The organism is Pseudenhygromyxa sp. WMMC2535, from assembly GCF_011083025.2.
Genome location: NZ_JABJWV010000001.1, coordinates 7,725,717 through 7,750,766, shown reverse-complemented (window position 1 = coordinate 7,750,766; position 25,050 = coordinate 7,725,717). Strand labels below are relative to the sequence as shown.

Genomic DNA, 25,050 nt, shown 5'->3' with positions numbered 1-25,050 from the left:
CGCGCTGGCGTCGAGCCGGTTGCCCTGCGATGGTTGGCGGCGATGGCCGGGCGCAGCAAGGGCAGCAAAGCCAATTCGGGGGTCAAGCGGGGCGGGCACCGTCCGCGCTGGGAGGTGATCGAGGCCGGCTTCGAGCTCAGCGCCCCGGGCCTCGCCGAGTGCCCCCCCGGGGACCTGGCGGAGATCGCCGTGGCCGGGCGCTCGAACGTGGGCAAGTCGAGCCTGCTCAACGCCTTCACCCGGCACACGGGCCTCGCGCGGGTCAGCCGGACCCCGGGGCGCACGCGCCTGCTCAACTTCTTTCGCCTGCGCCTGCGCGGCCCGGCGAACAGCAGCGTCACGCTGCGCTGGGTCGACCTCCCGGGCTACGGCTTCGCCAAGGCCCACCGTGAGGTCCGCGAGGCCTTCGGGCCGATGATCGAGGGCTACCTGCGCGGGCGGGAGCCGCTGCGAGGGCTGCTCGTGCTCGTCGACGCACGCCACGGCCCGCGCGACAGCGATCTGGACCTGCTCGAGTTTTGTGCGGCCGTCGAGCTGCCCTGCCTGGTCTGCGTCACCAAGTGCGACAAGCTGGGCGCGTCCGAGCGTGGCCTGCTCCCGCGGCGCTTTGGCGAGATGCTGGGGATCGACCCGCGCGACGTGCTGCTGACCTCCGCGAGCAGCGGCGCCGGCCTGACCATGGTCGAGCGCCGCGGCGGCCTCGGCTCGGAGCTCGCTCGCCTGGCCCGCGACTGGCCGGGCGCCGAGCAGCGCAGCCAGGGGGGGAGCGGGGGGAGCGAGGCGAGCGAGGCCGCAGGACAGGGGGGAGCCGATGCCGACACCGACACGGACACCGATGACGACGCGCGCGATCCGTGACGCGACCCTCGATGATCTCGACGCGATCATGGCCGTCGACGCGGCCTGCTTCCCCAAGCCGTGGTCGCGCCCGGCCTGGGTGGCCGAGATCACGGCTGGGGGCCGGGAGCGTCCGCTGGTCCTGCTGAGTGCTCCCCCGGTGGCCTTCGCCTGCGCGCCGCTGCTCGACGAGCGCTGCGAGCTGCGGCGGATCGCCGTGCTCCCGGGGCATCGGGGGCAGGGGCTGGCGGGAGATCTCCTCGCAGCCGTGATCGCACGCGCACAGGCCTCGGGCTGCGAGCGCGTCGAACTCGAGGTCTCGGCCGAAAACCAGGCCGCCCTCGCGCTCTACAAATCCGCCGAATTCCGCGTCGTAGGCCGGCGTCCGGGGTACTACAGGGACCCGCCGAGTGACGCCCTGTTGCTCGACCTGGCGCTGCGCTGATTTTGCGTGAATTGCTGACCGCGCGGGGCGCGTCCGGGTGTGGACTGCGGCCGAGCTTTCGCATATGACGAGCGCGTGCCCGCCTCCCCGGCCCAGTTCCAGGTCGAGGTCGTCGCCAACCGCGCGTTGACTGGGGGGTACTTCGTGCTCGAGATGGCCTCCTCCCAGGCCAACCCCGTAGCCGAAGCGGAGCCCGGACAGTTCGTGATGTTGCGCGGCGAGTGGGGCCGAGACCTGCTCAATGGCCGGGCCTTCTCGGTGCTCCAGCCCATCGACGACCGACGTTTCTCGATTATGGCCAAGGTCTTCGGGCGCGGGACGGCGCGCCTGCGCGATGCGCGTGAAGGCGAGCGGCTCACGGTCACGGGCCCCCTGGGCCGTGGCTTCCCTGCGGCTCCCGCCCCGGGAGACGGCCGCACGCAGCTCCTGGTCGCCGGCGGCGTCGGCTTGCCGCCGCTGCATCTGCACGCCCGGGTCGCCGCGGCGAGCGGCCGCGCGCAGGCGGTCGAGCTGTTCTATGGCGGTCGCAGCGCTGACGACCTGGTGCTCACCGAGGCGCTCGCGGACTGGTCCGTGGCCACGACCTTGGCCACCGAGGACGGCAGCCGCGGCAACGCGGGCTTCGTGACCGCGCCGCTGCTCGAGCGCGTCGAGGCGGCGGCGAGGGCAGGGGAGCGCGTCGAGCTCCTGGCCTGCGGGCCGACGCCGATGCTCCGCGCCGTGCGGGCCATCGGCCTCGAGCACGACCTGCCCACCTACCTGTGCCTCGAAGAGATGATGGCCTGCGGCTTCGGGGTCTGCCTGGGCTGCGCCGTGCCGGTCTACGGACCCAAGCCCTACAAATACTGCTGCACCGACGGCCCGGTGTTCGAGGCCAGGGAGGTGCGCTGGTGAGCAGCGAACGCCACACCAACGCGGCCGTGCCCGTCGACGAGGTCGAGCTCGGCTGCGCCTTTGGCCCGCTGAGCCTGCGCAGCCCGCTGCTGACGGCCTCGGGCTGCTTCGCCTACGGCCAGCAGTTCGCCAAGTTCATGGACCTGCGCGAGCTCGGCGGGCTGTCGACAAAGGGCATCTCGCCGCTGCCGCGCCACGGCAACCCGCTGCCGCGGATCTACGAGACCGCCTCGGGCATGCTCAATTCCATCGGCCTCGAGAACGTCGGCTGCGAGGCCTTCCTGACCGAGAAGCTGCCCTTCCTCGCCGATCTCGGCGTGAGCGTGTGGGTCAACTTCTTCGGCACGGACTTCGAGACCTACGTCGAGTGCGCCAAGACCCTCAGCGAGGGCGGCCGCGGGCGCATCGACGCGCTCGAGATGAACATCTCCTGCCCGAACATCAAAAAGGGCGGGATCGAGTTCGGCACGGTCCCCGAGGTCGCGCATCGCCTGACCAAGGCCTGCGTCGAGGTCAGCGACGTCCCGATCGTCGTCAAGCTGACGCCCAACGTCGCGGACATCGTGGGCATGGCCGACGCGGTCAAGCAGGCCGGCGCCGCCGGGGTCTCGCTGATCAACACGATCACCGGCATGGCGATCGACGTCCGCAGCCGACGCTCGCGGATCGCCACGACCTACGGCGGCCTGTCCGGCCCCGCGATCAAGCCGGTCGCCCTGCGCATGGTCCATCAGGTCGCCTCGGCGCTGCCGGGCTTCCCGATCTGCGGCATGGGCGGGATCATGACGGGCGAGGACGCCCTCGAATTCCTGCTCGCCGGCGCCCACTGTGTGCAGATCGGGACCGCGAATTTCTCCGAACCCGGCGCAGCCCTGCGGATCACCCGGGAGCTGCGCGAGCTCATGGCCGAGCTCGGACTGCGCCGCGTTCGAGAGGCGGTTGCGACCTTGGTCCCCGCCAACCCAGAACCCCCCTACGCCCCGCGCAGCCCCCACACAGAGCCGAAATAAGCCATGAGCCTGGACTCGGATGTCGACCCCCTGGAGACCGGCCTCGTCAAGATCGAGGCGATGATTCGACCCTTCAAGCTCGACGACGTCAAAGAGCGCCTCACGGAGCTCGACGTCGGCGGCATGACCGTCACCGAGGTCAAGGGCTTCGGCCGCACCGGCGGCAAGACGGAGTTTTATCGTGGCTCCGCCTACGTCATCGACTTCGTGCCCAAGATCAAGGTCGAGGTCGTGATCCCGGCCGCGCGGACCGAAGAAGTGATCGCGGCGATCCGCGAGGTCGCGGCCTCCGATCGCATCGGCGACGGCAAGATCTTCGTGCTCCCGGTGCTCGAGGCCGTCCGCATCCGCACTGACGAGCGCGGCGAGTCGGCGCTCTAATCATCAAAATTTTTCAACCCGTGTCGCCGCCAAAATTGGTGGCGGCCGATATTGACGAAACCGACCCCTCACAAAGCAAAATCATCATGAGCGAACAAACGCCCAAGACCGTCATCGACCTCATCCGCGACCAGGAGATCCGCATGGTCGATCTGCGCTTCATCGACCTGCTCGGCGCCTGGCAGCACTTCACCGTGCCCGCCCACGAGCTCACGGAAGAGGCATTCGAGGAGGGCTTCGGCTTCGACGGATCCTCGGTCCGCGGCTGGAAGACCATCAACGCCTCCGACATGCTGGTGATCCCCGACGCCGCCTCGGCCAAGGTCGATCCCTTCATGGAGGCGCCGACCCTGGCCCTGCTGGGCAACGCCGTCGACACGATCACCCGCTCGGACTACGAGCGCTGTCCTCGCTCGCTGGCTGGTCGCGCCCAGGACTTCCTGCGCTCCACCGGCATCGCCGACACCTTCTACGTTGGCCCCGAGGCCGAGTTCTTCATCTTCGACGACGTCCGCTTCGAGACCTCGACCAACCGCAGCTTCTACGCGGTCGACTCGGACCTCGGCCACTGGAACACGGCCCGCGAGGAGTTCCCCAACCTCGGCTACAAGGTCCGCCCCAAGGGCGGCTACGTGCCCGTCCCGCCCACGGACTCGCTGCACGACCTGCGCACCGAGATGGTCCTCGCCCTCGAGGAGGTCGGGATCACCGTCGAGCGTCAGCACATGGAGGTCGCCAGCGGCGGCCAGGCCGAGATCGACATCCGCTACGACAGCCTGCTGTCGCAGGCCGACAAGATGGCGTGGTTCAAGTACGTCATCAAGAACGTCGCCCGCCGGGCCGGCAAGACCGTGACCTTCATGCCCAAGCCGCTGTTTGGCGACAACGGCAACGGCATGCACACCCACATGTCGCTGTGGAAGGACGGCAACCCGCTCTTCGCCGGTGAGCAGTACGCCGGCCTGTCCGAGCTCGCCTTGCACTTCATCGCCGGCGTGCTCAAGCACGCCTCGGCGCTGTGCGCCTTCACCAACCCGAGCACCAACAGCTACAAGCGCCTGGTCCCGGGCTTCGAGGCGCCGGTCAACCTGGCCTACAGCTCGCGCAACCGCTCGGCGGCGATCCGCATCCCGACCTACTCGAGCTCGCCCAAGGCGATCCGCATCGAGTTCCGCACCCCGGATCCTTCCTGCAACCCCTACCTCGCGTTCTCGGCCCTGCTCATGGCCGGCCTCGACGGCATCCAAAAGCGCATGGATCCCGGCGAGCCGCTCGACAAGGACATCTACAGCCTGACCCCCGAGGAGCTCTCGAACGTGCCCTCGGTGCCCGCGCACCTCGCCGGTGCCCTCGACGCCCTCGAGGAGGATCACGAGTTCCTCCTCGCTGGGGACGTGTTCTCCCGCGATCTTCTCGAGGCTTGGGTCGACTGGAAGCGCAGCGCCGAGGTCACTCAGGTTCGTGGGCGCCCCCATCCCCACGAGTTCTCGCTCTACTTCGACTGCTGACCCCTCACGTGCGGATCCCGGCGCTGCTGATCCGGGACTCGCGCGGGCCGCTCTCGTGCTTGCGGGGGCGCGCCGTGCTCGGATAGGATCGAGCTCCCCATGCGGAGCTCGGACCTGTCCTGGCGAGACCGACTCGCCGTCGCGCTCGTCGAACGCACGCCGCCGCGGTCCGCCATGGCGGCCAGTCAGGCCCTCGGTGCGGCCGCCCGTTTGCCCCTCCCTCGAGCGGTGAGCCGGGCGGCCGTCTCTACATACGCTCGGATCTTCGACGTCGACCTCGGCGAGGTCGACCCCGGGCAGCTCGCCGAGGGCTTCGGGAGCTTCGACGCCTTCTTCACGCGCTCCCTCCGCGAGGGCGCCCGGCAGATCGACAAGCGCCCCGAGGTTTTGGTCTCGCCCTGCGACGGTCGGCTGCGCGAGATCAGCGAGATCGAGGCGCAGGGCGTGGTCATCGCCAAGGGCTACGGCTACGCCATCGACGAGCTGATCGCCGACGCGGCCATGGCCAAGCGCTTCGTGGGGGGGCTGCAGACGGTCATCTACCTGCACCCGCGGGACTACCACCGCGTGCACGTACCCTTCTCGGGCGTCGCCAAGCGGCTGACCTTGGTCCCCGGGCGGATGCTCCCGGTCACCGACGCCTCGGTCGCCGCCGAGCCGCGGCTCTTCGCCGTCAACGAGCGGGCCGTGCACCTGCTCGAGACCGACGCGGGCATGGTCGCGGTGGTCATGGTCGCGGCCTTCGGCGTGGGCCACATGAGCTGCGACTACCGGGATGTCGAGGCGCACCCCGAGGCCCAGACCTCGGTGGACTTCTCTCCGCCGCCCTTCCTGGCCAAGGGAGACGGGCTGGGGGTGTTCCACCTCGGGAGTACTGTCGTGTTGTTGTGTGAGCCGGGCTTCGAGGCCGCGCCGGGGCTGACCCCGGGCGATCGCCTCCGCTTCGGCCAGCCCCTGCTAACGCGGGCGGGAGGTGCCGAGTGAGCTGGGAGGTCGAGGATAACGAGTGGCTGGTGTTCCCGCGGGCGAGCACCAGCGAGGGCCCCGTCGACGCCTTCGACGGGCGGGTGCAAGAGGCGTTGACCGCTGCGCCGGTCTGGCAGGGCTCCACGCGGGTCGCGGGGACCGGCGCCGGCGCGGGTACGCCCCCGAGCAGCGACGCTGGAGGCGGGGAGGCGCACGAGGCCGACGCGCCCGCGTCGAGCATGGATCGGCCGACCCCGATCGTGCCTGTCCCCGTCGCGCCCGCGCCCGGCGTGCCTGGCTTCGCGCCGGAGGTGCCGACGCCGACGCCGATCGTCCCAACGCCGCTCGTGCCCGTCGCGGCGCCCAGCGTGCCCGCTCCGAGCGCGCCAGCGCTCTCGATCCCGCCGCTCGTCGCCCCGCCAGCCGCGGCGCCCAGCGGCGGCCTGGACGTCCAGATCTCGGACGTCCCGCCGCCGCCCACGAGCGCCGCCTTCGAGGCGCATCAGCACGAGCAGCCCTCGTACGAGAGCGGGGAGTTCATCGCCAAGGATCCGGGCGAGCAGGAGCAGGGGAGCGCGCAGGCCGGTGAGCGAGAGGCCCCGGCGCAAGAGAGCGCGGGCTTTCACATCCCCGTGCTCTCGGCCTCGGTCCCGAGCGAGCCCGAGGCGCCCGCTCAGGCGCCTCAGCCCCCCGCTCAGGCGCCTCAGCCCCCCGCTCAGGCGTCCCAGACTCAACCCCAGCAGGAGGCGCAGGGCTTCGTGATCCCGACGCTCAGCCGTCAGCCCGAGCCTGCGCCCGAGCCCGAGCCCGAGGTCCCCGTGCGCACGGGGCAGACCGTGATCGCGCCGGCACCGGAGGCGCCCGAGGTCCCCGTACGCACCGGTGACACGGTCGTGGCCGCCGCGCCCGAGCCCGTTGGGGCGAGCGTCACCTCCTCCGTCTACGACGACGATGACGACGACGGGGCAGAGGCAGAGGCGAGCGCCCCCGCAGGCGTCCAGGCGGTCGATTCGGGGGAGTTCGAGATCCTTCCCGACGAGGACACCCACGTCGAGGCGGCGCCGACAGAGCCCGAGGCGGAGGAGCCCGCGGCTGCCAGCGCCGAGGGAGACTTCGTGATCCCCGTGCTCGCGCGCGGTGAGACCAAGCCCGAGGTCGAGGCCTCGGTCGCCTCCTCTCCGGCCGCGGCCGAAGAGGTCGAGGTCGTCGAAGAGGTCGAGGTCGTCGAGGAGGTCGAGGCCGTCGAGGCGGTCGAGGTCGTCGAAGAGGTCGAGAGCCTCGACGGCGCGGAGCTGCTCGAGGAGGTCGAGGCGCCCACACCCGCGCCGGAGGTGGCGGAGGAGGCCAAGCCCCCGACGCCGCCCCCAACGGAGGGCCGCAGCCAGCCCAAGCGTCGCAAGGGCTGGTATGACGACGTCTTCACCGAGCACTACCTCTATCTCTACCCGCCGAGCTGGGACGAGACCGCCCGCCGTGACGCCGAGTTCATCAAGGCGCAGCTCGGCCTCGCCGACGGCGCGAGCGTCCTCGATGTCGGCTGCGGCGATGGTCGGCACGCCGTCGAGCTGGCCAAGCTCGGCTACCAGGTCGTCGGCTTCGACAACTCCATGGCGATGCTGCTGTCGGCCGGGCAGAACAAGGAGTTCGCCGGGCTGGACGACTCGATGGTGCAATTCGTCCACGGTGACATGCGCCAGCTCCCGCGCGAGCGCGAGTACGACGCGGTCATCAGCATCGGGACGAGCTTCGGCTACTTCGAGGAGGATCAAAACCGCAACTGCCTCGAGCAGATGCGTGATCGCCTCGCGCCCGGTGGCCGGCTGCTCCTGCACGTCTTCAACCGAGACTTCGTCGCGCCCCAGCTACCCGCGCGGAGCTGGTGGCAGGGCAAGCGCTGCATGGTGCTCGACGAGGCGGAGATGAACTTCTTCGCCAACCGTCTGCGGGTTCATCGGACCGTGATCTTCGACGACGGCCGGCAGTTCGAGCACTACATGTTCATGCGGGCCTACACGGTCCACGACCTCGGCAAGACCCTGTCGGGGTTGGGCATGCGCGTGCTCGAGGTCTCCGGCAGCCGCGAGACCCGGGGACGGTTTTACGGATCGGCTTCTCCAGAAATCTGGATCATGGCTGAGCGTAAGACCTGAGGTACTACACGGGCACACAGGAGGGTGAATCACCTCGACTAGAGTGGTGGCCGAGGCTGGCTCATGTAGTAGCCGGCGCTCGAGATTGCCGCGACAGTCGTGTCGTGTCTCGTCACCGCGCACAGTCGCGCTGGGCCCGACCTTTCGGCCAGGGGGGGCGCGCCGAGGCCGGGTGCGATTGTGAGCAGGAGGCTCGAATAAGCCAGTAACGTGGGCAAGCTCGCCACGAACACCCTTGGAGAAAACCTAGCGAGGGGCGCTGGTCAGCCCTGGGGCGGGCTTACTCGGTATGGTGTCGAGTTGGGAAGCAACTCGAACAAAGCTGGCACATCTGCGACTATCGTCACTGGCATGGCATTGGCAATGACGAACGAGTCGGAGAGCGATTGTCTCCACCGCGACCCTCGAGGAAGAGATCCTCAGCTGTCGATGTCAGTGAAGCACCACCTCGAGCGTTGTCCAGTACCTGCGGCCGAGCACCAGCGTCACCCCCTGTGTCTCACGAACTGCCTACGCAACTTCCACCAGTGCGAAGGCGTCCGAGGACGGCAGGCATGAACTTTGGGCTCGTCCTTTTTGCACCCGCTCGGGGGGAGCGACTCGCTCCTTGGGCGCCCGCACCCGTACCCTATACGAATGAGCGCTTTGTGCGCTAGGAATGAGGAACCAACATGGCACGTCGCAAGGTCACCCGGGGCGCACCCCCGCAGCTCGCACGCAGCTCGCGTAGCAAGTCCTGGCCCAGCAGCTCGCGCCGCGCTGGTCGCTCCGCCAAGGGCGAGACCGACTCGGCCAACTTCCTCAGCGTGTATTTCCGCGAGATGTCCGACCTGGACGTGATGTCTGCGGAGCAGGAGCTCGAGGCAGCCGTCCGCATCTTCGAATTGCGCAAGGTCTATTGGCGCACCTTGCTGTCCTACCCGCCCTTCATCGACGGTGTCGTCGCCTTCATCGAGTCCAAGGTCGACGCGGACGAGGTCCCCGCCAAGGAGCTCCGGGCGCTGCGCAAGGCCTCGCGCGAGCTTCGTGACCGCGAGACTCGCGTCAACAAGGACAACTACGACGAGCTCGTCAACGCACTGTCCGAGCGGATGCTCGACCTCGACGTCGACAACCTGATCGCCGAGGCGATCACCGAAGAGGTGCGCTCGCTGGAGATCGGCCAGCGCCACGGCCTGGAGCTCGCGGTCAAACCTCCGCGCGAGGGCAGCAAGCCCTTCGCCACCTACGCCAAGGACGTGCGCGGCGCCAGCCGGGCGCTCCGCCACGCCAAGAACGCGTTCGTGAAGGCCAACTTGCGCCTCGTCGTCTCGATCGCGCGGCGCTTCAACCACGGTCGGATGCCGCTTCAGGACCTGATCCAGGAGGGGAACATCGGGCTGATGAAGGCGGTGGATCGCTTCGACTACCGCAAGGGCTTTCGGTTCTCGACCTACGGGAGCTGGTGGATCCGCCACGCGATCAGCCGCGCGATCGCGGACAAGGGCCGCCAGGTCCGGCTCCCGGTCCACATGATCGACGCCTACCACAAGGTCAACAAGGCGCGGCGCGAGCTCGAGGCCAAGCTCAGCCGCGAGCCCACCCGCGAGGAGCTGGCCAAGCACACGGGGCTGGCGCTCTCGAAGATCGAGAAGATGGGGACCTTGCTGGTCGACAGCCCGGTCTCCCTCGACAAGCCGGTCTCGGACGACGACGGGCGCAAGGTCGTCGACTTCCTCGAGGACGACAACGCCGAGACCCCGGGCGAGGGGCTCGAGGCCGAGGCGCTCAACGAAGAGGTCAAGCGCCTGGTCGCCAAGCTGCGGCCGATCGAGGCCGACATCCTCCGCAAGCGCTTCGGCCTGATCGACGAGGAGGAGCTGACGCTCAAGGAGATCGGCGGGCAGTACTCGCTCTCGCGCGAGCGCATCCGCCAGCTCCAGGAGCAGGCGCTGGGCAAGATCCGGCGCGAGCTCAAGCGCCTCGAGCTGATGTAGCGCAACGCCGCGGGAGGCCTCGCGTTCATCAGCGGGGGCGTCGAGGATCCTCGGCGCCCCCGCTCTCGTATACTCGCGCGGATGCCGAGGCAGTCAGCGCTGGTGGCTTGGCTCGCGGTGGGCAGCTTGCAGCTCGCTTGCTCGGGAGCGGGCGCCGAGCTGCGCGTGGAGCCCAAGGTCGCGCGTGTTGGCGATACGCTGCGGATCCAAGGGGAGGGCTTCTCCGGCCACGGCGGGGTGATCGTGCTGGTCGCAGCGCGGCCCGCGAGCGGCGTGGTGATCGCGGCCGACGGGCTGATCCGTGCGCAGCTGACCGAGGACATCGAGCCGGGCCCGGCCACGATCGAGCTCGTGTTCTCCGATGGCGAGGTGCGCTCGGTCGAAGACGCGCTGATCATCGAAGCGAGGGCGCTCGAGCTGCGCCCGCGCCCGGAGTGAGCTGCGAGCGGGGGCTCGAGGCTCACCGAGCCAGTACGTCGACGATCCCCGGCGCACCAGGCCCGCCGAGCTTCGATGAGCCCAGCGGCGAGGCGCCCCGAGGCGCTGAGCGGGAGGCTCAGCCGAGGTCGATGCGGAAGAGCTGCTGACCGATGAGGATCAGGCTGCCAGGGCGGATCAGCTGACCTTTTCGGACGCGGATGTAGGTCCCGTTGGAGCTGCCGAGATCCTCGAGGAAGACGCCTTCGTCGTCGCCGATGATCTTGCAGTGGGTACCCGAGACGTAGCCGTCCTCGGGGAAGGTGACCTCGCCGTTTTCGCGCCCGATGGTCACGCCCTCTTCCATGATCGGGAAGCCCGCGCAGGCCTGGTCCGGGCTGACCATGACGCTGACGCGTCCCCAGTAGCCGGGGTTTGGGCTGCCCATGCGCTCGGTGCCGTCGGTGGTCGTCGCGGGCTCGGGCAGGTCTTCGTAGAGCAGGAGCTCCTGGCCGACGCGGAAGAAGTCGCGGTCGCGCAGCTCGGTGCGCCCGAAGAGCTTGAGGTAGATGCCGTTGAGCGACTGGAGGTCGTCGATGATCAGCCCCTCGCTGGTCGCCGTGAGATCGGCGTGCTGCGGATCGAGGTAGGCGTCGTCGTCGAAGGGAGCGCCGTGGGCCCGACCGATGCGCTCGGGCCCGCCCTCGATCACGAGCACGCCGCCCTCGCTTCCGTCCTCGCGCAGCAGGGCCAGGCGGACCCTGCCGGGGGTGTGCGCGCTGGGTGTTGGTGGACGCTGGTCGGCGTCCATGAACATGGTCTTGGCCGAGACGTCGAGGGGCTCGGCGGCGGCCGGAGGCGGCGGGGAGGGGACGGCCGGGGCGGGCGCTGGCGCCATGGGGGCAGGCGCGTTCGGGATCGAGTTGCCGCAGGCGCCACAGAACTTGAACTGTGGCGGGTTTTGAGCGCCGCAGTTGGAGCAGGTGCGCATCGCGTTGGCGGCGGTCGAGGGGCCGCCCGGGTGACCGTGGTGTTGCGCCTGCTGGGGCTGAGGAGGCTGGGGGGAGCCCGCGTAGGCCGGGCTGTAGGGCGCGGCCTGTCCTCGCGCCTGCCCCTGGGGGGGAGGCGGCGGCTGGCCGTAGGTGCCCTGCTGAGGCTGGCCGTAGGGCCCCGGAGGCGCTGGCGGGGGCGGAGCCTGGCCAGAGTTGACGTAGGCCGGGGTGGATGGGCGCGCGCCGGCGTTCGCGTAGCCCGGCGGGGGCGGAGGCTGACCTTGCATGGCCACGCCGGCCGGCGCCGCCATGGGAGCGGCCATGGGCGGCGCAACCGGGGGGGGCGGTGGCACGGCGCTCGCGGGGGCGGGCGCCGGAGCCGGAGCCGGAGCCGGAGGAGGGGGCGCCTGCCCGGGTGCCGGGAGCTTGGCGCCACAGCCGAGGCAGAACTTGTAGTGGTCCTGGTTTTCCTTGGCGCAGTTGGGGCAGACGATCACGGGTGCCTCACGAGATCTCGACGCGGAAGAGTTGCTGTCCGACGAACAGGTAGTCGCCGTGGAAGAGCTCCTGGGCGCCCTTGATACGGATGAAGGTGCCGTTGCGGGAGCCCGTGTCAGTGAGCAAGACCTTGGCGTCGTCAGAGAGGTCGAGCTTGGCGTGGTGCCCGGAGATGAAGCGGTCGTCGGGGAAGTCGAGGTCGTTGCCCTCGCGGCCCATGGACAAGGTGTTGCCGTTGGCCGAGCGGATCAGGCCCTCGCCGCCGCCGGCGAGCTGCTGGACGATGCGAAAGGCACCGTTTGGTCGCGGGCTGCCGTAGAAGTAGGTGCCCTGAGCGTCGGGCGCGTAGTCGGGGAGGGGGCGGCTGTCGATGTGCAGCAGCTGCTCGCCGAGCAGGAAGGAGTCGCCGTTGTCGAGGAGCACGGGGCGCTTGATCCGGACGAAGACCCCGTTGTTGTTGCTGAGGTCCTGGACGAAGAGGCGCCCGTCCTGAACGGTGAACTTGGCGTGCTCGGGGCTGAGGAAGACGTCCTCGGCGAAGCTGATGTCACCCTCGCTGCGGCCCACGAGGTGAGAGGTGCCGCTGAGGTGGTAGGTGACGCCGTCGCCACCTTCGCCCTTGATGACGACCAGGCGAGGGGTGACCGCCTGCTGCTGGAGCGCGCCAAAGAACATGGTCTTGGCCGCGGGCTTGTTGGGGTCGCCGCCGAGGGCCTGGCCGGTGGCGGCGTCGTAGCGCGGGGCGCTGGGGGGTGGAGGCGGAGGCGCGACCGCGGTGCGGGCGTAGCTCGCCTGTGGCTGCATCGGGGGCGGCTGGTTTTGCAGCGGCGAAGGCGGTGCCGCGCCCGGAGGCGCCGGCGGTGCCGGCGGACCAGGGGGGGCAGATGACGCCGCAGAGGCCTGCATCTGCGCCGCGGGGGCCAACACGGTGCCGCAGCGGCTGCAGCTCGTGGAGCGGATCGTGTTGAGTTGGCCGCAGACCGGGCACGCGAGGCCTAGTTCCATGTCTCGTGAATCCTTGCGCTGGTACCGGTGGATTGTCAACCGAGGCCCGGGCGTCAGCGGGGCGCCGGCGCGGCCAAGGCGGGTGTTCAGGGGGCGGGCGTACCCGAGCCGGAGCTGGTGCCCGCGCTGAGCTCGATGGTGCCCTCGACCAGGGGCTCGAGGCACAGCCGTGTGGGTGTCTGCGCGTGGGCCTTCGTCGTGCTCGTGGTGGCGCTGACGGGTGCGTCGGTGGCCGCAGCCTCGCCGCAGCCACGCGCGGCGACCTCGGCGGCGCGCAGCTCTGCCCGGGTACCGTTGACGCTCCGCGCCCAGGCCGAGAGCAGCGCAGCTTGGTGCTCGCGGAGCGCCGCGGGCTCGAGCGCGGGGACGTCCGGGGCGAGGTGCTCGACGAGCCAGCGCTCGATCACCGTGTCCCAGCCGCGCTGACGGGGCAGGGGAGGCGCCCCCACGCCGCCGGGGCCGACGCGCTCGGGATCGCCGAGGAGCCGCGCCAAGCTGGCGATGGCGGCGTCTCGGGGCAGGCCGCCGGGGCCAAAGTAGAGCCCAAAGAGCGCCTCGAGGCTGTCCTCGCGCAGGTGCTCACGGGTGACCTGACCGATGCGCCACGCCGCGATCGCGGCGACATAGGGATCGGCGTTGTGAAGCTGCGGGTGCAGTCGGACCACGCGGAAGTCCGGGGTCAGGGCCGCGGCCGCGAAGGCGCAGGCGCGACGAACGGGCACGCTGGCGTCGCGGGCCAGACGATCGACGACGACGAGGTCCTCGACGCGCTCGTCGTCGCGGGACAGGCGAGCGAGGCCCAGGCAGGCCAAGGTGATGGCGATCTCGTCGTCGCGGCTGCGGATGCGCTCGCGCAGGGGCGCGGCGGCCTCGGAGGCGCTGCTGCGGGCGAGCGCCCAGAAGGCGGCGGCGCGGATCGAGGACTCGATGGTGCGATCACCCACGATCTCCGCCATCACGGGGATCGACGCCGGATCGTCGAGCTCGCCGGCGGCCTGGGTCGCGGCCACGCGCGCGGCGATGAAGCGCTGACGCACCGCCCGGGTCGCGTCGCGGGGAGGCTGGAGGTTCGCGCCGGTGCGCGCGAGGTGGATGGCGGTGTCGGGGAGGGCGAGCTCTCCGAGGTGCTCGGCCGCGCTCATCCGGTTGTTGATCGAGCCGCGGGAGAGCGCGGCGACGAGCGGCCGGCGCAGCGCGGCGACGCGGTCGTCATCGCGGGCCTGGCCAGCGTCGCCGCTGCGCAGCCACAGCTCGACTTGATCGTCGTTGACGCGATCGAGGGTCGAGAGCAAGAAGTCGCGCGGCTCGTCCGCGTTGGGCTCGCGCTTGGTCCGGCGGATCGCCAGATCGAGGACGTCGTCGGTGCTCCCGGTGACCTCGGCGAGATCGAGGGCCCGGGCCCCGGCCTCGCGCATCAGGTCCGCGGGGCCGCCGGCCTCGAGCAGCTCGCGGAAGCTCGCGGCCGCGCCCGAGATGTCGCCGGTGGTCAGCTGGAGCTCGGCCAGGCGCATGCGCGTGCGCGCGTGATCGGGGTGGACCTCGAGCACGGTCTGGTAGCACCACATGGCCTGCTCGATGTCTCCGCGCCGCTCGCTGAGCTCGCCGAGGCGCAGCAGCGGGCGCACGCCGCTGGTGCCCTGCTCGAGGGCCCGGACCGCGGCGTCTCGGGCGTCCTCGGGGCGGTCGAGCTCGTGGGCGAGCTCGGTCAGCATCAAGAGCACGTCGACCTCGCGCGAGGGCGCGAGGGGGAGCAGCTTCTCGAGGGTCTGCACGGCCTCGTTGGGCTTGCCCGCGCGGCGCTGGGCCGCGGCCAGCTCCATGAGCCGGTCGGGATCGTTGGGGAACATGTCCCGGAGTTTGGTGTACATGCTGACCGCCCCGGCGTAGTTCTCCTCGCGCGAGTAGAGCTCGGCGAGCAGCAGCCCGGACTCGAGGGCCTCGGGCGAGGCCCCCGCGGCGACGTCGGCCTCGGCCGCGGCGACGATGCGGGTCCGCTTCTCGCTGCGGTTTGGCAGCCCCGGCCCGGCGAGGAGCTCGACGATGCGGGTGCGCGCCTCGGCGCGGAGCAGCTCCTGGGTGGGCTCGGTCGCGACCGCGAGCACCTTCTCCCAGATCTCGAGGGCGTGATCGGGGCGGTTGCGCTCCTCCTCGAGCATCGCCTGCAAGCGCAGATAGGTGGGCTCGCTGGGGCGCTTGCGCAGCGCCTTGTCGAGGGCGTCGAGGGCCTTGTCTCGCAGCGACCGGTCGATGTTGGCGTGGTCGGCGAGGATCTCCGCGTAGCGATACCAGCCCTTGTCGTTGGGGCGGACGAGCTTGGGCAGCTGATCCCACTGGGCGAGGGCGTCGTCGCGGCTGCCCATCTCCCACAGCTGCTCGCCGTAGGCGATGCGCGCCTCGGCGTTGCGCGGCTGGACCTTGATCAGCGTCCGGGCGGTGTCGAGGGCCAGGTCGCGCTCGTCGGTGTTGTTGTAGAACTCGATCAGCAGCAGCAGCGTGTCGGCGTTGCGCGACCCGTTTTGGCGGATCTCCGCGGCGATCTCGAGCCCGGTCTCGCGCTCGCCATTGATGATCAAGCGCTCGGCCATCTCGAGGCCGAGGCGGACCTCCTCGGCGCTCTTGCCCCGCAGCGCCCGGTACTGCTCGAGGGCCGCGGCCGACTCGCCCTGCTCCTCGAGGGCCTCGATGAGCGCGGCCCGAGCCACGGGGTCGCGGGGCGCGAGGTCGATGGCCTTGCGCAGCGCGGGGATCGGGTTTTGGCCGGCGGCCTTCTGCGCGCGGGCGAGGGCTTGCCAGGCGGCGACCTCACGCCCGTGTTTGTCGTCCTCGAGCCAGTTCGAGAGCTCGTGGACGAGGACCTCGGAGCGGGCCTCCTTGCGGTAGCAGGTCTCGAGATCTGCCCACCAACCCTCGCGCTGATCGGGGCGCCCGCGGTCGGCGTCGTCGAGCAGCTCCCACAGCAGCTTGGAAGCCTCGCCGCTGTCGCCGGCGTCGAGGCGCGCCCGAGCTCGCTCGGCGCCGAGGTCGTTGCGCGCGTCGCCCTTGGCCTTGGCGATGGCCTGGGCGTAGCGCTCGTCGGAGAGCGCGTGGTCACCCGCGGATCGAGCGGCCCTGGCGACCCGGACGATCGCGCCGGCGTCCTTTGGGTTCGCCTTGGCGATGGCCTCGGCGAGCTCCAGCGCGCGCTCGTGCATGGACGCTCGATCCGCGAGCTTGTAGGCGCGCTCGAGCAGACGATCGGCGTCTTTGGGCCGGGCGCTGGCCTCGGCCGCGAGCAGGTCGATGGCCTCGGACCAGGACTTGGCCTGCTCCAGGGCGTCGACACGCATGTCGAAGACCTGCCGCTCCCAGCGCTTGGCCTTGCCCTCGAGCTCGGCCAGGCGCGTGGCGGCGGCCGCGGGGTCACCGCTAGCGAGCTCGGCCTGGGCGCGGAGGATCTGCAGGGCCACGTCCTTGGGCGCGCGGTCGGAGGCGGCCTCGATCTTGCGGATCAGCCCGTTTCGACCCAGAGCCTTCTCCAGCGCGCGCCACTGCTTGCGGTCGAAGGGGTTGGCGCGGAGCTTGGCGAAGCGCTGCTTGACGAGCTTCTCGTCGTCGTTGTGGGTCTCGAGCGTCCAGTCGTCCCCGGGGGGAGAGGCCTCGGCTTGGAGGAGGAGCGCGAGCGTGGCGGCGAAGCTGGCGACGCCGACGATGCGGGAGCAGCAGCGGCGAAGGTGGCGAGTGGATTCGCGCGTCACGGTGGGATCCTAGCAGGGGATGAGCGGACTGCGGGGGCGGCATGGGGGACGCTCGCCTGCGACGATTGGTTCCGACCTCGCGCAAAGCACGGGGCGCCACCTCGGGGACGACGCGCCATCCACGGAAATGTTCCGATTGGGCTTGACCCCTGCGCCAGCGCGCCTACAGTCCCTGCGCCATGCCGATCTATCGCTACCGCTGCGCCAGCTGTGGCGCCCAAGAGGAGCACATCCAGAAGATCAGTGACGACCCCGTGGAGGTCTGCAGCAGCTGCGGAGGGTCCCTGAGCAAGCTGATGACCTCGGCCGCGTTCCACCTCAAAGGTGGCGGTTGGTACAAGGATCTCTACGCCACGCCAAAGGCGGGCGCAGACTCGGGCGGCTTGAGCTCGGGTAGCTCGTCGTCTGGGTCGTCTGGGTCTTCCTCCAGCGCGTCTTCGTCCGACTCTTCGTCGTCCTCTTCCGGCACCAGCGGGGGCTCGACGGGCTCCTCCGGTGGCAGCGCGAGCTCGGGTGGAACCGGTGGAACCGGTGGATCTGGCGGCTCGGGTGGCTCGGGTGGCTCCAGCGGCAAGTCGTCGGCGGCATGAGCGAGTCGGCCAAGCTGCTCGACGGTAAGGCCCTGGCCAAGCGCGTCCTCGCCGAGCTCGGGGGGCGGGTCCAGGCCTGCACCGCGGCTGGGCGCACGCCCTGCCTGGCGGTCGTGCTCGTCGGGGACGATCCCGCGTCCAAGATCTACGTGCGCTCCAAGGAGCGCAAGGCGGCCTCGGTGGGCATCGAGACCCGAGACCACCGCATGCCCGCGACGACGAGCACCGAGGCGCTGCTCGAGCGCATCGCCGAGCTCAACGCCGACGAGAGCGTGCACGGGATCCTGGTCCAGCTGCCCTTGCCCGCCGGCGTCGACGAGCGCCGCGTGCTCGAGGCCGTGGATCCGCGCAAGGACGTCGACGGCTTTCACCCCGACAACCTCGGCCTGCTGATGCTCGGCGTGCCGCGCTTCGTCGCCTGCACGCCCCAGGGCTGCATGCGCCTGATCGCGGCGTCGGGGATCGAGCTCTCGGGCAAGCGCGCGCTGGTCATCGGGCGCTCGAACATCGTCGGCAAGCCCGTCGCGCAGCTGCTGCTTCAGCAAAACGCGACCGTCACCATCGCGCACTCGCGGACCGCGGACCTCGAGGCCGAGGTCCGTGGCGCCGACGTCGTCGTCGCGGCGGTGGGCCGACCGGAGCTGGTCCGCGGCGAGTGGATCAAGCCTGGCGCCGTCGTGATCGACGTGGGCATCAACCGCGTCGACGCTGGCGGCGACAAGCCCAAGCTGGTCGGGGACGTGGCGTTCGAGGCTGCGGCCGCGCGCGCGGGCTGGATCACCCCGGTCCCCGGTGGGGTCGGGCCGATGACCATCGCCTGCTTGCTCGCCAACGTCGTCGAGGCGGCCGAGGCCGCCTCGAGCTAGGTCGCTCGGATCGGGCCGGCGTCGCTGCCCAGCTGCGCCGGGCGAGACCCACGATGAAAGAAAGGGCGTCGAGAGGCACCTGGCGCTACTGCGAGGCGCTCGACGAGGTCTGAACGAACTGGACCTGGCCGAGCTTCTCGAGCACCTTGAGCTGAAGCTCGCGCTTGTCGACCGGGGTGGGGATCACCGAGGCGAAGCGAGCGACACGCTCGCGCATGTCGGCGTCGCGGTCGTTGCACAGGGCGAGCACCGGCGGGGTCTCGTCGCGGTTGCGCAGGCTCTCGAGCAGGGCCAGGGCGTTGCGGGGGTGGCCGTCGACGTCGACGAGGACCAGATCCGAGCGACCCAGGACGTGCTCGATGCCCGACTGGAGGGCGAGCTGCCGGGTCTGGCAATTGACCAACGAGCGCAGCAGGGCGTGGAGGTGGGCCGAGGCGTGGTCGCTGCGCCCGACGAGGTCGATGCGCAGGGGCGCGGCCGAGGTCACCAGCCGATCGATGTGCTCGCCGAGCACGCCGTCGAGGTCCGCGAAGCTCAGGCCCATGCCCGCGGGCCCATCCTCGTTGTCGGCCATCCGGTTCCAGCGGACCTTGGCCTTGACCGCGACCGGGATCGAGCGCCCGGGGACCCGCAGCGAGAGCATGAGATCACTGCCCACGGGTTCGGGTTGAGGCGTGCTGATGAACAGGCCGCCGCGCGACAAGTTGGTGCAGTAGGAGACCAGGAACTGCCCAGCGTTGCGGTAGCGGACCTCGAGGACCACGCCGGCGCGTGGGTCTCGCTGGACGTGCTCACGCCGACTCGACATCCCCGCGAGCCTAGCAGCGTCCGTAGGCCAGCGGACAAAAAGTGCAGCTTTTCCTCGTGACTATCCTGCGTCTCCGAGCAGCGTATGGAGCAGGCGCTGGAGCTCGTCGAGGTCCTTGTAGGGCAGCTCGATGGTCCCGGGCCCCTTGGATGACTTCCCCGTCTTGAGGCGAGCCTGGACGCCGAGGTGCCGGCGAATTCGACCCTCGAGATCGCGAACGATGATCTCGTGGCGTTTGCGGTCGTCGTCGGGCTCGGGCTTGGGCGGCGCGGCGGGCTGGGTGCGCCGGCGGACCTCGGCCTCGGTCTGGCGCACGCTCCACGAGCGGCGGACGATCTCGGCCGCGAGCTCGCGCATGTCGGCGGCGCGGTCGAGACCGAGCAGGGCGCGGGCGTGGCCCATGCCGAGCTTGCCGGTGATCAGCAGATCCTGGACCTGGCTGGGCAATTTGAGCAGGCGCAGGGCGTTGGCGACGGTGCTGCGCTCCTTGCCCACGCGCGAGGCGAGCTCGGCCTGGGTGTAGCCGTGTAGATCGAGCAGCGCCTGGTAGGCCTGGGCCTCTTCGACGGGGTTTAGATCCGCGCGCTGGAGGTTCTCGACCAGCGCGAGCTCGAGGCGGTCGGCCTCGGGGGTGTCGCGGACGACGACGGGGACGTGGTGCAAGCCCGCGAGCTGGGACGCACGCCAGCGCCGCTCACCCGCGAGGATCTGGTAGCGAGGCTCGTCGGGGCCGCGGCCAGGCAGGGGCGTGACGATGATCGGCTGGATGATCCCCTGGGCGTCGATGCTGTCGGCGAGCTCGCGCAGGCGATCCTCGTCGAAGTGCTTGCGCGGCTGCTCGCGGTTGGCCTCGATGGCCTCGATGGGCAGCTCGCGGGGGGCTCCAGAGCCGCCAGCGCTCTGGCCGGCCGCGGCAGCGTCGCCTGTGGGGGCGGGCGGCGGCGTGGGGATCAGGGCACCCAGCCCTCGGCCGAGGGCCGTCCGCTTGGGCCGGCTCACGACTGGGCTCGCTTGGTGGTGGTGGACGCGCGGTCCCGCTGACGCTCGAGCAGCTCCTTGGCCAGGGCCAGGTAGGCCTGGGCGCCCTTGCTCTCGATGTCGTAGAGCAGCGCCGGCTTGCCGAAGCTGGGGCTCTCGCTGAGGCGGATGTTCTGGGGGATCACGGTCTCGAAGACTTGCCCGGGGAAGTGGCCCTCGACCTCGCTGACCACCTGCTGGGCGAGGTTGGTGCGCCGGTCGAACATGCAAAACACGATGCCCTCGACGCTCAGCGTGGGGTTGAGGCTCGCGCGGACGCGCTCGATGGTGCCGACGAGGGCCCCGAGGCCCTCGAGGGAGAAGTAGCGGGCCTGCATGGGGATCAGCACCGAGGTCGCGGCGACGAGCGCGTTGAGGGTGAGGATGCCCAGCGAGGGCGGGCAGTCGAGGACCACGAACTCCCAGGGCACGCCCTTGCCCTTGCCCTGCTTGGACTGGGCCTGCTTCAGGGCCCGCGCGAGCACGGACTCGCGGCCCTCGACGGAGACCAGCTCGATCTCCGCGCCGGCGAGATCCGTGGACGCGGGGACCACCTCGAGGCGCTCGAGCTCCGTGGGGTGCACGACCTCCGCGAGGGTGGCCTGACCCAGGAGCAGGTCGTAGGTCCCGCGCTGGGCGGCCCCTCGCGGGTAGCCCACCGAGGAGCTGGCGTTTCCTTGCGGGTCGAGGTCGATGAGCAGCACCCGGCGCTCGGCCGCGGCGAGGCTCGCGGCGAGGTTGACCGCCGTGGTGGTCTTGCCCTCACCACCTTTTTGGTTGCTGATCGCCAGGACTTGCGGGCCCGTCCGACTCGTGGTCGAGGGCTTGGCGCGCTTGGCGGGGTCGGAGCTGTGCTTGGCCTCAGGCACGGGGCGCTCATCCTTACCACCCGCCGCGAAGTTGGGCACCGGATCGGGGGCCGAAGAATTTCGAGTATGTTTTTTGCCTACATGTAGGACACGGCCCTACTATCCATCTCGCCGACGCCGCGCAGGGCGCAGAGCCCCTCTCTGGGCGCGCAAACAAAGTTTCTCGGCCAATACGGCCACAGACGAACAGACCAGACCTCAGGAGACGACCTGTCATGTACTTCCGCCAACGTTTCAGCAGCTTTGAGGAATTCCAGCGCGAGGCCTTCGACTACGGGGACCGCGAGTTGGGCAAGGACGAGCTCGAGCTGCTCGAGGATCTCGAGGCCGAGGAGGAGCTGTTCATCCGCCCTCGCGCCAGCCGCTGGGACTGATCGTCTCGAGTTTCGATCGCAGGGCGGCCATCGGGTCACGGCCGCCCCGTCTCGCTGCCAGGCCCCCGGCGTCGGTTGACGTCGGGGGCCGTTTTTTTGCGTCGCCGGCCGGCCGCGCTCAGGGCAGGCCGGGGCTGGCGGGCGCGACGACCCAGGCGCTGGGCAGATCCTCCGCGCCAGGGTCGACGCGGTGCAGCGGCTGCTCGTCCGTGACGAGCGGCTCGGCCTGGGGGTCCTCCCACAGGCGGTAGCTGCTGACCAGCTCGCCGAGCCCGTCCCACAGGCTGACCGGCTCGAGGGTCGTCAGGCCGCCGTCGGCGATCGTGCTGTCGTCGGTGCGCAGGACCAGGGCCTCGCCGACCTCGCCGAGGTAACCGTCGGCGACGATCAGCGCGCGGCGACCGGGGGCCAGGCAGGTCTCGGGATCGCAGCCGCCCTCGCCCTCGCGGTAGATCAGCGGATCCGTCCCGGGGGCGTCGAAGCTGTCTGCGTCGGCGATCCAGCAGTCGGCGAGATCGACCGGCTCCGTCGAGCGGTTGAGGATCTCGACGTACTCCCAGGCCTTCTCGCTGCTCGCGGGGCCGGGGGGATCGGCGTGGACCTCGACGATCTGGAGGGCGGTGAAGGGGACCGCGGCCGGGGGCACTTCTTCGCCCTCGTCGCTCGCGCCCCCCTCGTCGCCGAGATCTCCGGGGTCGCCCACGTCCGAGTCGCCCGCCTGGTCGAGGGGCAGCGGCTCGAGGACGCCGGCCGCGGGCGTGCAGGCGCCCCAGTCCTCGGCCCGATCGCTGTCGGTCGCGGGGGCGAGTCGGCACATGGACTCGCCGGATCCAGGCGTGGCGAGGGGAGCGCCCAACCAGCCCTCGCTGGTCGCAGGCGCGGCGCCGTAGACCAGGCGATCGTGGGGCAGGGCGTCGGCGCTCGGCAGCGCGATCTCGCCGTCTGCGTTGCGCAGGCCGCTGGCGTGGAGGAAGCCGGTGAAGATCACTCCGTCTTCGATCCTCGGCTCGGCGAGGCTCGGATCCACGTCCTTGGCCCAGCGCTGGATCACCAAGAGGTCGCCGGGATCGAGGCTGAGCTCCGCGAGCCCGAGATCGGTCGCGTCGAGCTCGGGCCAGCTCAGGGCCGCGAGGGCGAAGCCCGCGAGGGGGACGGGGTCGGGGCCGGGGTTGAAGAGCTCGACGAATTCCGGCGAGTCGGCGCCGCCGTCCTTGCCCTCGGGATCCACGAGCGCCTCGGTGATGCGCAGCTGGGCGAGGGCGGGATCCGGGGGGTCTTCTTCGGCATCGGGCTCGGGCAGGTGGCCGCCCTCGTCCAGCCAGGGCGTGGCGGCATCGGCCTCGCCAGGCTCCAGGCCGACGACGGGCTCGAGCGGACCCCAGGTGTCCACGGCGCCGAGATCGGGCGGGGCGGGATCCCAGGCCTCGAGCTCCGGCGCCTCGACGCAGGCGACGAGGGCGAGGCCGAGGGTCAGGAGGGCAGGGCCCTTCAGGCCGCGGGGCCAGATGTTCCGGTGGCGGATCCGTTGGGGGCAAGTGTGCAGGTGACTGGGCGAGGCGTGGTGTCGCATGCCCAGTCTTCGGCCCGGGCGAGCGACAATTGCAGGCGAGCGCAGATTGGCTCGCCGAGCCTCCTACTTTTGCTGGTCCTTGAGCTTGCGATAGAGCGTGGTGCGATCGATGCCCAGGAGGGCGGCCGCCCGGGCCTTGTTGCCGCCGGTCGCCTGGAGGGCGGCCGCGATCGCCTGCTGCTCGAGCTCCGCGAGGGGCACGACCTTCTGTGGCGAGATCCGCGGCGAGCCTCCGCGCTCGCGCTCGCCTTCGCCCTCACCCTCACCCTCATCCCCCCCATGCTGGCGCGCCGGCGCGGCGTGCTGGAGCTCCGGGGGGAGATCGTCGAGCTCGAGGGCGCGCCCATCTCCGAGCACCAAGGCGCGCTCGATGACGTTGCGAAGCTCGCGGATGTTGCCTGGCCAGCGGTAGCTGGTGAGCACCTGCATGGCCTCGGGGGTGATCGTGTCGATGTGTCGCCCCATGCCATCACCGAGCACGTCACAAAAGTGCCGGGCGAGCTCGGGGATGTCCTCGCGGCGCTCTCGCAGAGGGGGGAGTCGGGTCTGGATGACGCTGAGCCGGTAGAGAAGATCCTCGCGGAACTGGCCGCGCTCGACCATCGCCCGAAGATCGCGGTGGGTGGCCGCGACCAGGCGGACATCGACGTGGACCTCCTCGGTGCCGCCGACCCGGGTGAAGCAGCGCTCCTCGAGCACGCGCAGCATGCGAGCTTGAGTCGAGGGCGCCATCTCGGCGATCTCGTCGAGGAAGAGCGTGCCAGTGTGGGCGCGCTCGAAGACCCCGGCGTGGCGGGCGACGGCCCCGGTGAAGGCACCCTTTTCGTGGCCAAAGAACTCGCTCTCGAGCAGGTTCTCGGGCACGGCGGCGCAGTTGATGGCGACGAAGGGCCGGCTGGCTCGGGGCGAGCGCGCGTGGATCATGCGAGCGGCGAGCTCTTTACCCGTGCCGCTCTCGCCGTTGACGAGGACCGTGGCGTTGGTCGCCGCGACCCGCTCGAGGAACACGTGGAGCTTTTTGACAGCTGCCGATGAACCGACGATGCGCCCGTGACCGGGGCCGTGCGCCCCCTCTGCGCCCTGCGAGGACAACACGGCGCGCATCTGCGAGCGCTCGCTGGCGCTGTCGCCGAGGGCGTCGAGGAGCTGGGCCGCACACACGAGCAGGTTGAGGGCGCTGTCGTCCCAGCGTCCGCGGGTGGCCTCGCTGGCGCCCCCTTCGGCGTAGAACACCAAGTTGCGCGCGGGCGCGGCCATGGCCGCCTGGATGCCGCGGACCTGGACCGAGCGGCGGTCGGCGAGGTCGGGCTCGGACAGCACGTCGCGCACGAGCACGGCGCGGCTCTGGGCGAGGACGCGGCTCAGGAGCGTGCGCGAGAGGGCGAGATCGAGGACCGGCCCCGAGCTCGCGGCCGCCAAGATGTCGCTGCCGTCGGGGCTCAGCAGCAGCGCGCGGCTGGCTGGCAGGGCCTCGACGGCCCACTGGCTCGCGGTGCGATAGACCGCCTGCAAGGACGCGCAGCGGGCCAGGCGATCGCCCAGGGCCGCGAGGGCGGCCAGCCGGCTTTGTGCACCGTGACGCAGGTCGAGCTCGATGGTGCCGCGCTCGTCCGTGGTCACGCCGGGGCTCGCAACCATACTTGCAGCTGCGCTCGGTTCCGCGCCGAGAGCCTCGATCTCGAAGCCCAGGGTCGTGTTGCCCACGGTCAGCGCCGCCCCGGGCTCGAGGCGCTCGCCACCGGTGAGCGTGCGCCGTTGACCCTCTTCGAGTGTCCAGACCGGGTTGACCCCCGCGACCTCCACGAGCAACACGCCGCCGTCCTCGCCGAGGCTGAGGCTGAGGTGATGGCGTGACACGGCTTGGTCGGCGAGGCGCAGGCCTTCGCCTTCGCCCCGTCCAACGCTGAGGGTCTCGCCGCGACGAACTCGAGCGCGCAGGCCGGTGTCGGGCCCGGCACGCACGATCACGCCGAGGTGATGAACGGCCACGACCCTCGTTTTACCCGAAGGGGCGGGGCCTTCGATAGACCCTCGCTGCCGCCCCGTCGGCCGTGCCCGCGGCAGGGCTCGCCTCGCCGAGCGCTCGCGGGCGCGTCGACGGATGGGGCACAACCCCCCCTGTGGGGCCATGGAGCGCGGTTTC

At 70.7% G+C, this 25,050-nt stretch carries 21 protein-coding genes; 13 read left to right on the top strand and 8 right to left on the bottom strand.

Annotated elements, in window-relative coordinates; genetic code table 11:
* Positions 1–42: 42 nt before the first annotated feature.
* From yihA to G6O69_RS29975, 10 genes are all read left to right on the top strand, one after another.
* Complete coding sequence (gene yihA / locus G6O69_RS30020; RefSeq protein WP_172306902.1) at positions 43–858, top strand: ribosome biogenesis GTP-binding protein YihA/YsxC; 816 nt, start codon at positions 43–45, stop codon at positions 856–858.
* On the top strand, positions 836–1,282 hold the full coding sequence (locus G6O69_RS30015) for a GNAT family N-acetyltransferase (protein ID WP_172306901.1): 447 nt from the start codon (positions 836–838) through the stop codon (positions 1,280–1,282). Before yihA ends, G6O69_RS30015 begins: the two co-directional genes overlap by 23 nt.
* Positions 1,283–1,357: 75 nt before the next feature.
* On the top strand, positions 1,358–2,176 hold the full coding sequence (locus G6O69_RS30010) for a dihydroorotate dehydrogenase electron transfer subunit (RefSeq protein ID WP_172306900.1): 819 nt from the start codon (positions 1,358–1,360) through the stop codon (positions 2,174–2,176).
* Between the two features lie 68 nt (positions 2,177–2,244).
* Positions 2,245–3,186, top strand: a complete 942-nt coding sequence (locus tag G6O69_RS30005; protein ID WP_172308361.1) for a dihydroorotate dehydrogenase — start codon at positions 2,245–2,247, stop codon at positions 3,184–3,186.
* Positions 3,187–3,189: 3 nt separating this feature from the next.
* Entirely contained in the window at positions 3,190–3,567 is a 378-nt protein-coding gene (locus G6O69_RS30000) for a P-II family nitrogen regulator (RefSeq protein WP_172306899.1), read from the top strand.
* 86 nt (positions 3,568–3,653) lie between these two features.
* Entirely contained in the window at positions 3,654–5,075 is a 1,422-nt protein-coding gene (gene glnA / locus G6O69_RS29995; RefSeq protein WP_172306898.1) for a type I glutamate--ammonia ligase, read from the top strand.
* 99 nt (positions 5,076–5,174) lie between these two features.
* Positions 5,175–6,059: an archaetidylserine decarboxylase gene (gene asd, locus G6O69_RS29990; RefSeq protein WP_176397167.1), complete on the top strand. Its 885-nt coding sequence runs from the start codon at positions 5,175–5,177 to the stop codon at positions 6,057–6,059.
* Positions 6,056–8,191 carry a class I SAM-dependent methyltransferase gene (locus G6O69_RS29985; RefSeq protein ID WP_172306896.1) on the top strand — a complete coding sequence of 712 codons (2,136 nt, stop codon included), beginning with the start codon at positions 6,056–6,058 and terminating at the stop codon, positions 8,189–8,191. The genes asd and G6O69_RS29985 overlap by 4 nt, the downstream gene beginning before the upstream one ends.
* A gap of 671 nt (positions 8,192–8,862) precedes the next feature.
* A complete protein-coding gene (locus G6O69_RS29980) occupies positions 8,863–10,167 on the top strand; it encodes a sigma-70 family RNA polymerase sigma factor (protein ID WP_172306895.1) in 1,305 nt (434 codons plus the stop codon).
* 81 nt (positions 10,168–10,248) lie between these two features.
* Entirely contained in the window at positions 10,249–10,605 is a 357-nt protein-coding gene (locus G6O69_RS29975) for a hypothetical protein (protein ID WP_172306894.1), read from the top strand.
* Between the two features lie 118 nt (positions 10,606–10,723).
* Here the strand turns inward: G6O69_RS29975 and G6O69_RS29970 are convergent, their stop codons facing one another.
* From G6O69_RS29970 to G6O69_RS42430, 3 genes are all read right to left on the bottom strand, one after another.
* Positions 10,724–12,073, bottom strand: coding sequence for an FHA domain-containing protein (locus G6O69_RS29970; RefSeq protein ID WP_176397166.1), 1,350 nt, complete (start codon positions 12,071–12,073; stop codon positions 10,724–10,726).
* Between the two features lie 7 nt (positions 12,074–12,080).
* Positions 12,081–13,079, bottom strand: coding sequence for an FHA domain-containing protein (locus G6O69_RS29965; RefSeq protein WP_176397165.1), 999 nt, complete (start codon positions 13,077–13,079; stop codon positions 12,081–12,083).
* Positions 13,080–13,165: 86 nt separating this feature from the next.
* The gene (locus G6O69_RS42430; RefSeq protein WP_172306891.1) at positions 13,166–16,813 is read right to left on the bottom strand and encodes a tetratricopeptide repeat protein; all 3,648 of its coding nucleotides are present in this window, start codon (positions 16,811–16,813) and stop codon (positions 13,166–13,168) included.
* Positions 16,814–16,992: 179 nt separating this feature from the next.
* On the opposite strand from G6O69_RS42430, the gene G6O69_RS29955 reads away from it, so the two are divergent.
* On the top strand, positions 16,993–17,403 hold the full coding sequence (locus G6O69_RS29955; RefSeq protein ID WP_172306890.1) for a zinc ribbon domain-containing protein: 411 nt from the start codon (positions 16,993–16,995) through the stop codon (positions 17,401–17,403).
* On the top strand, positions 17,400–18,269 hold the full coding sequence (gene folD / locus G6O69_RS29950; protein WP_172306889.1) for a bifunctional methylenetetrahydrofolate dehydrogenase/methenyltetrahydrofolate cyclohydrolase FolD: 870 nt from the start codon (positions 17,400–17,402) through the stop codon (positions 18,267–18,269). The genes G6O69_RS29955 and folD overlap by 4 nt, the downstream gene beginning before the upstream one ends.
* 85 nt (positions 18,270–18,354) lie before the next feature.
* Here folD and G6O69_RS29945 read toward each other — a convergent pair whose 3' ends face one another.
* The 3 genes from G6O69_RS29945 to G6O69_RS29935 are packed head-to-tail and all read right to left on the bottom strand — an operon-like array spanning position 18,355 to position 20,963.
* The gene (locus G6O69_RS29945) at positions 18,355–19,077 is read right to left on the bottom strand and encodes a TIGR02266 family protein (RefSeq protein ID WP_172306888.1); all 723 of its coding nucleotides are present in this window, start codon (positions 19,075–19,077) and stop codon (positions 18,355–18,357) included.
* A 60-nt stretch (positions 19,078–19,137) separates the two neighbouring features.
* The gene (locus G6O69_RS29940; protein ID WP_172306887.1) at positions 19,138–20,076 is read right to left on the bottom strand and encodes a ParB/RepB/Spo0J family partition protein; all 939 of its coding nucleotides are present in this window, start codon (positions 20,074–20,076) and stop codon (positions 19,138–19,140) included.
* Positions 20,073–20,963 carry a ParA family protein gene (locus G6O69_RS29935; protein WP_172306886.1) on the bottom strand — a complete coding sequence of 297 codons (891 nt, stop codon included), beginning with the start codon at positions 20,961–20,963 and terminating at the stop codon, positions 20,073–20,075. Before G6O69_RS29935 ends, G6O69_RS29940 begins: the two co-directional genes overlap by 4 nt.
* A 215-nt stretch (positions 20,964–21,178) precedes the next feature.
* On the opposite strand from G6O69_RS29935, the gene G6O69_RS29930 reads away from it, so the two are divergent.
* On the top strand, positions 21,179–21,337 hold the full coding sequence (locus G6O69_RS29930; RefSeq protein WP_172306885.1) for a hypothetical protein: 159 nt from the start codon (positions 21,179–21,181) through the stop codon (positions 21,335–21,337).
* Positions 21,338–21,455: 118 nt separating this feature from the next.
* Here the strand turns inward: G6O69_RS29930 and G6O69_RS29925 are convergent, their stop codons facing one another.
* Positions 21,456–22,907 carry a lamin tail domain-containing protein gene (locus tag G6O69_RS29925; RefSeq protein WP_172306884.1) on the bottom strand — a complete coding sequence of 484 codons (1,452 nt, stop codon included), beginning with the start codon at positions 22,905–22,907 and terminating at the stop codon, positions 21,456–21,458.
* Between the two features lie 63 nt (positions 22,908–22,970).
* Positions 22,971–24,896: a sigma 54-interacting transcriptional regulator gene (locus tag G6O69_RS29920; protein ID WP_172306883.1), complete on the bottom strand. Its 1,926-nt coding sequence runs from the start codon at positions 24,894–24,896 to the stop codon at positions 22,971–22,973.
* Positions 24,897–25,050 lie beyond the last annotated feature (154 nt).

Bases quoted from the DNA above. Each gene is read 5' to 3' on its own strand.
- yihA (WP_172306902.1), top strand. From the start codon at position 43: ATGGCCGGGCGCAGCAAGGGCAGCAAAGCCAATTCGGGGGTCAAGCGG.
- G6O69_RS30015 (WP_172306901.1), top strand. From the start codon at position 836: ATGACGACGCGCGCGATCCGTGACGCGACCCTCGATGATCTCGACGCG.
- G6O69_RS30000 (WP_172306899.1), top strand. From the start codon at position 3,190: ATGAGCCTGGACTCGGATGTCGACCCCCTGGAGACCGGCCTCGTCAAG.
- glnA (WP_172306898.1), top strand. From the start codon at position 3,654: ATGAGCGAACAAACGCCCAAGACCGTCATCGACCTCATCCGCGACCAG.
- asd (WP_176397167.1), top strand. From the start codon at position 5,175: ATGCGGAGCTCGGACCTGTCCTGGCGAGACCGACTCGCCGTCGCGCTC.
- G6O69_RS29980 (WP_172306895.1), top strand. From the start codon at position 8,863: ATGGCACGTCGCAAGGTCACCCGGGGCGCACCCCCGCAGCTCGCACGC.
- G6O69_RS29975 (WP_172306894.1), top strand. From the start codon at position 10,249: ATGCCGAGGCAGTCAGCGCTGGTGGCTTGGCTCGCGGTGGGCAGCTTG.
- G6O69_RS29965 (WP_176397165.1), bottom strand. From the start codon at position 13,079: ATGGAACTAGGCCTCGCGTGCCCGGTCTGCGGCCAACTCAACACGATC.
- G6O69_RS29955 (WP_172306890.1), top strand. From the start codon at position 16,993: ATGCCGATCTATCGCTACCGCTGCGCCAGCTGTGGCGCCCAAGAGGAG.
- folD (WP_172306889.1), top strand. From the start codon at position 17,400: ATGAGCGAGTCGGCCAAGCTGCTCGACGGTAAGGCCCTGGCCAAGCGC.
- G6O69_RS29945 (WP_172306888.1), bottom strand. From the start codon at position 19,077: ATGTCGAGTCGGCGTGAGCACGTCCAGCGAGACCCACGCGCCGGCGTG.
- G6O69_RS29930 (WP_172306885.1), top strand. From the start codon at position 21,179: ATGTACTTCCGCCAACGTTTCAGCAGCTTTGAGGAATTCCAGCGCGAG.
- G6O69_RS29925 (WP_172306884.1), bottom strand. From the start codon at position 22,907: ATGCGACACCACGCCTCGCCCAGTCACCTGCACACTTGCCCCCAACGG.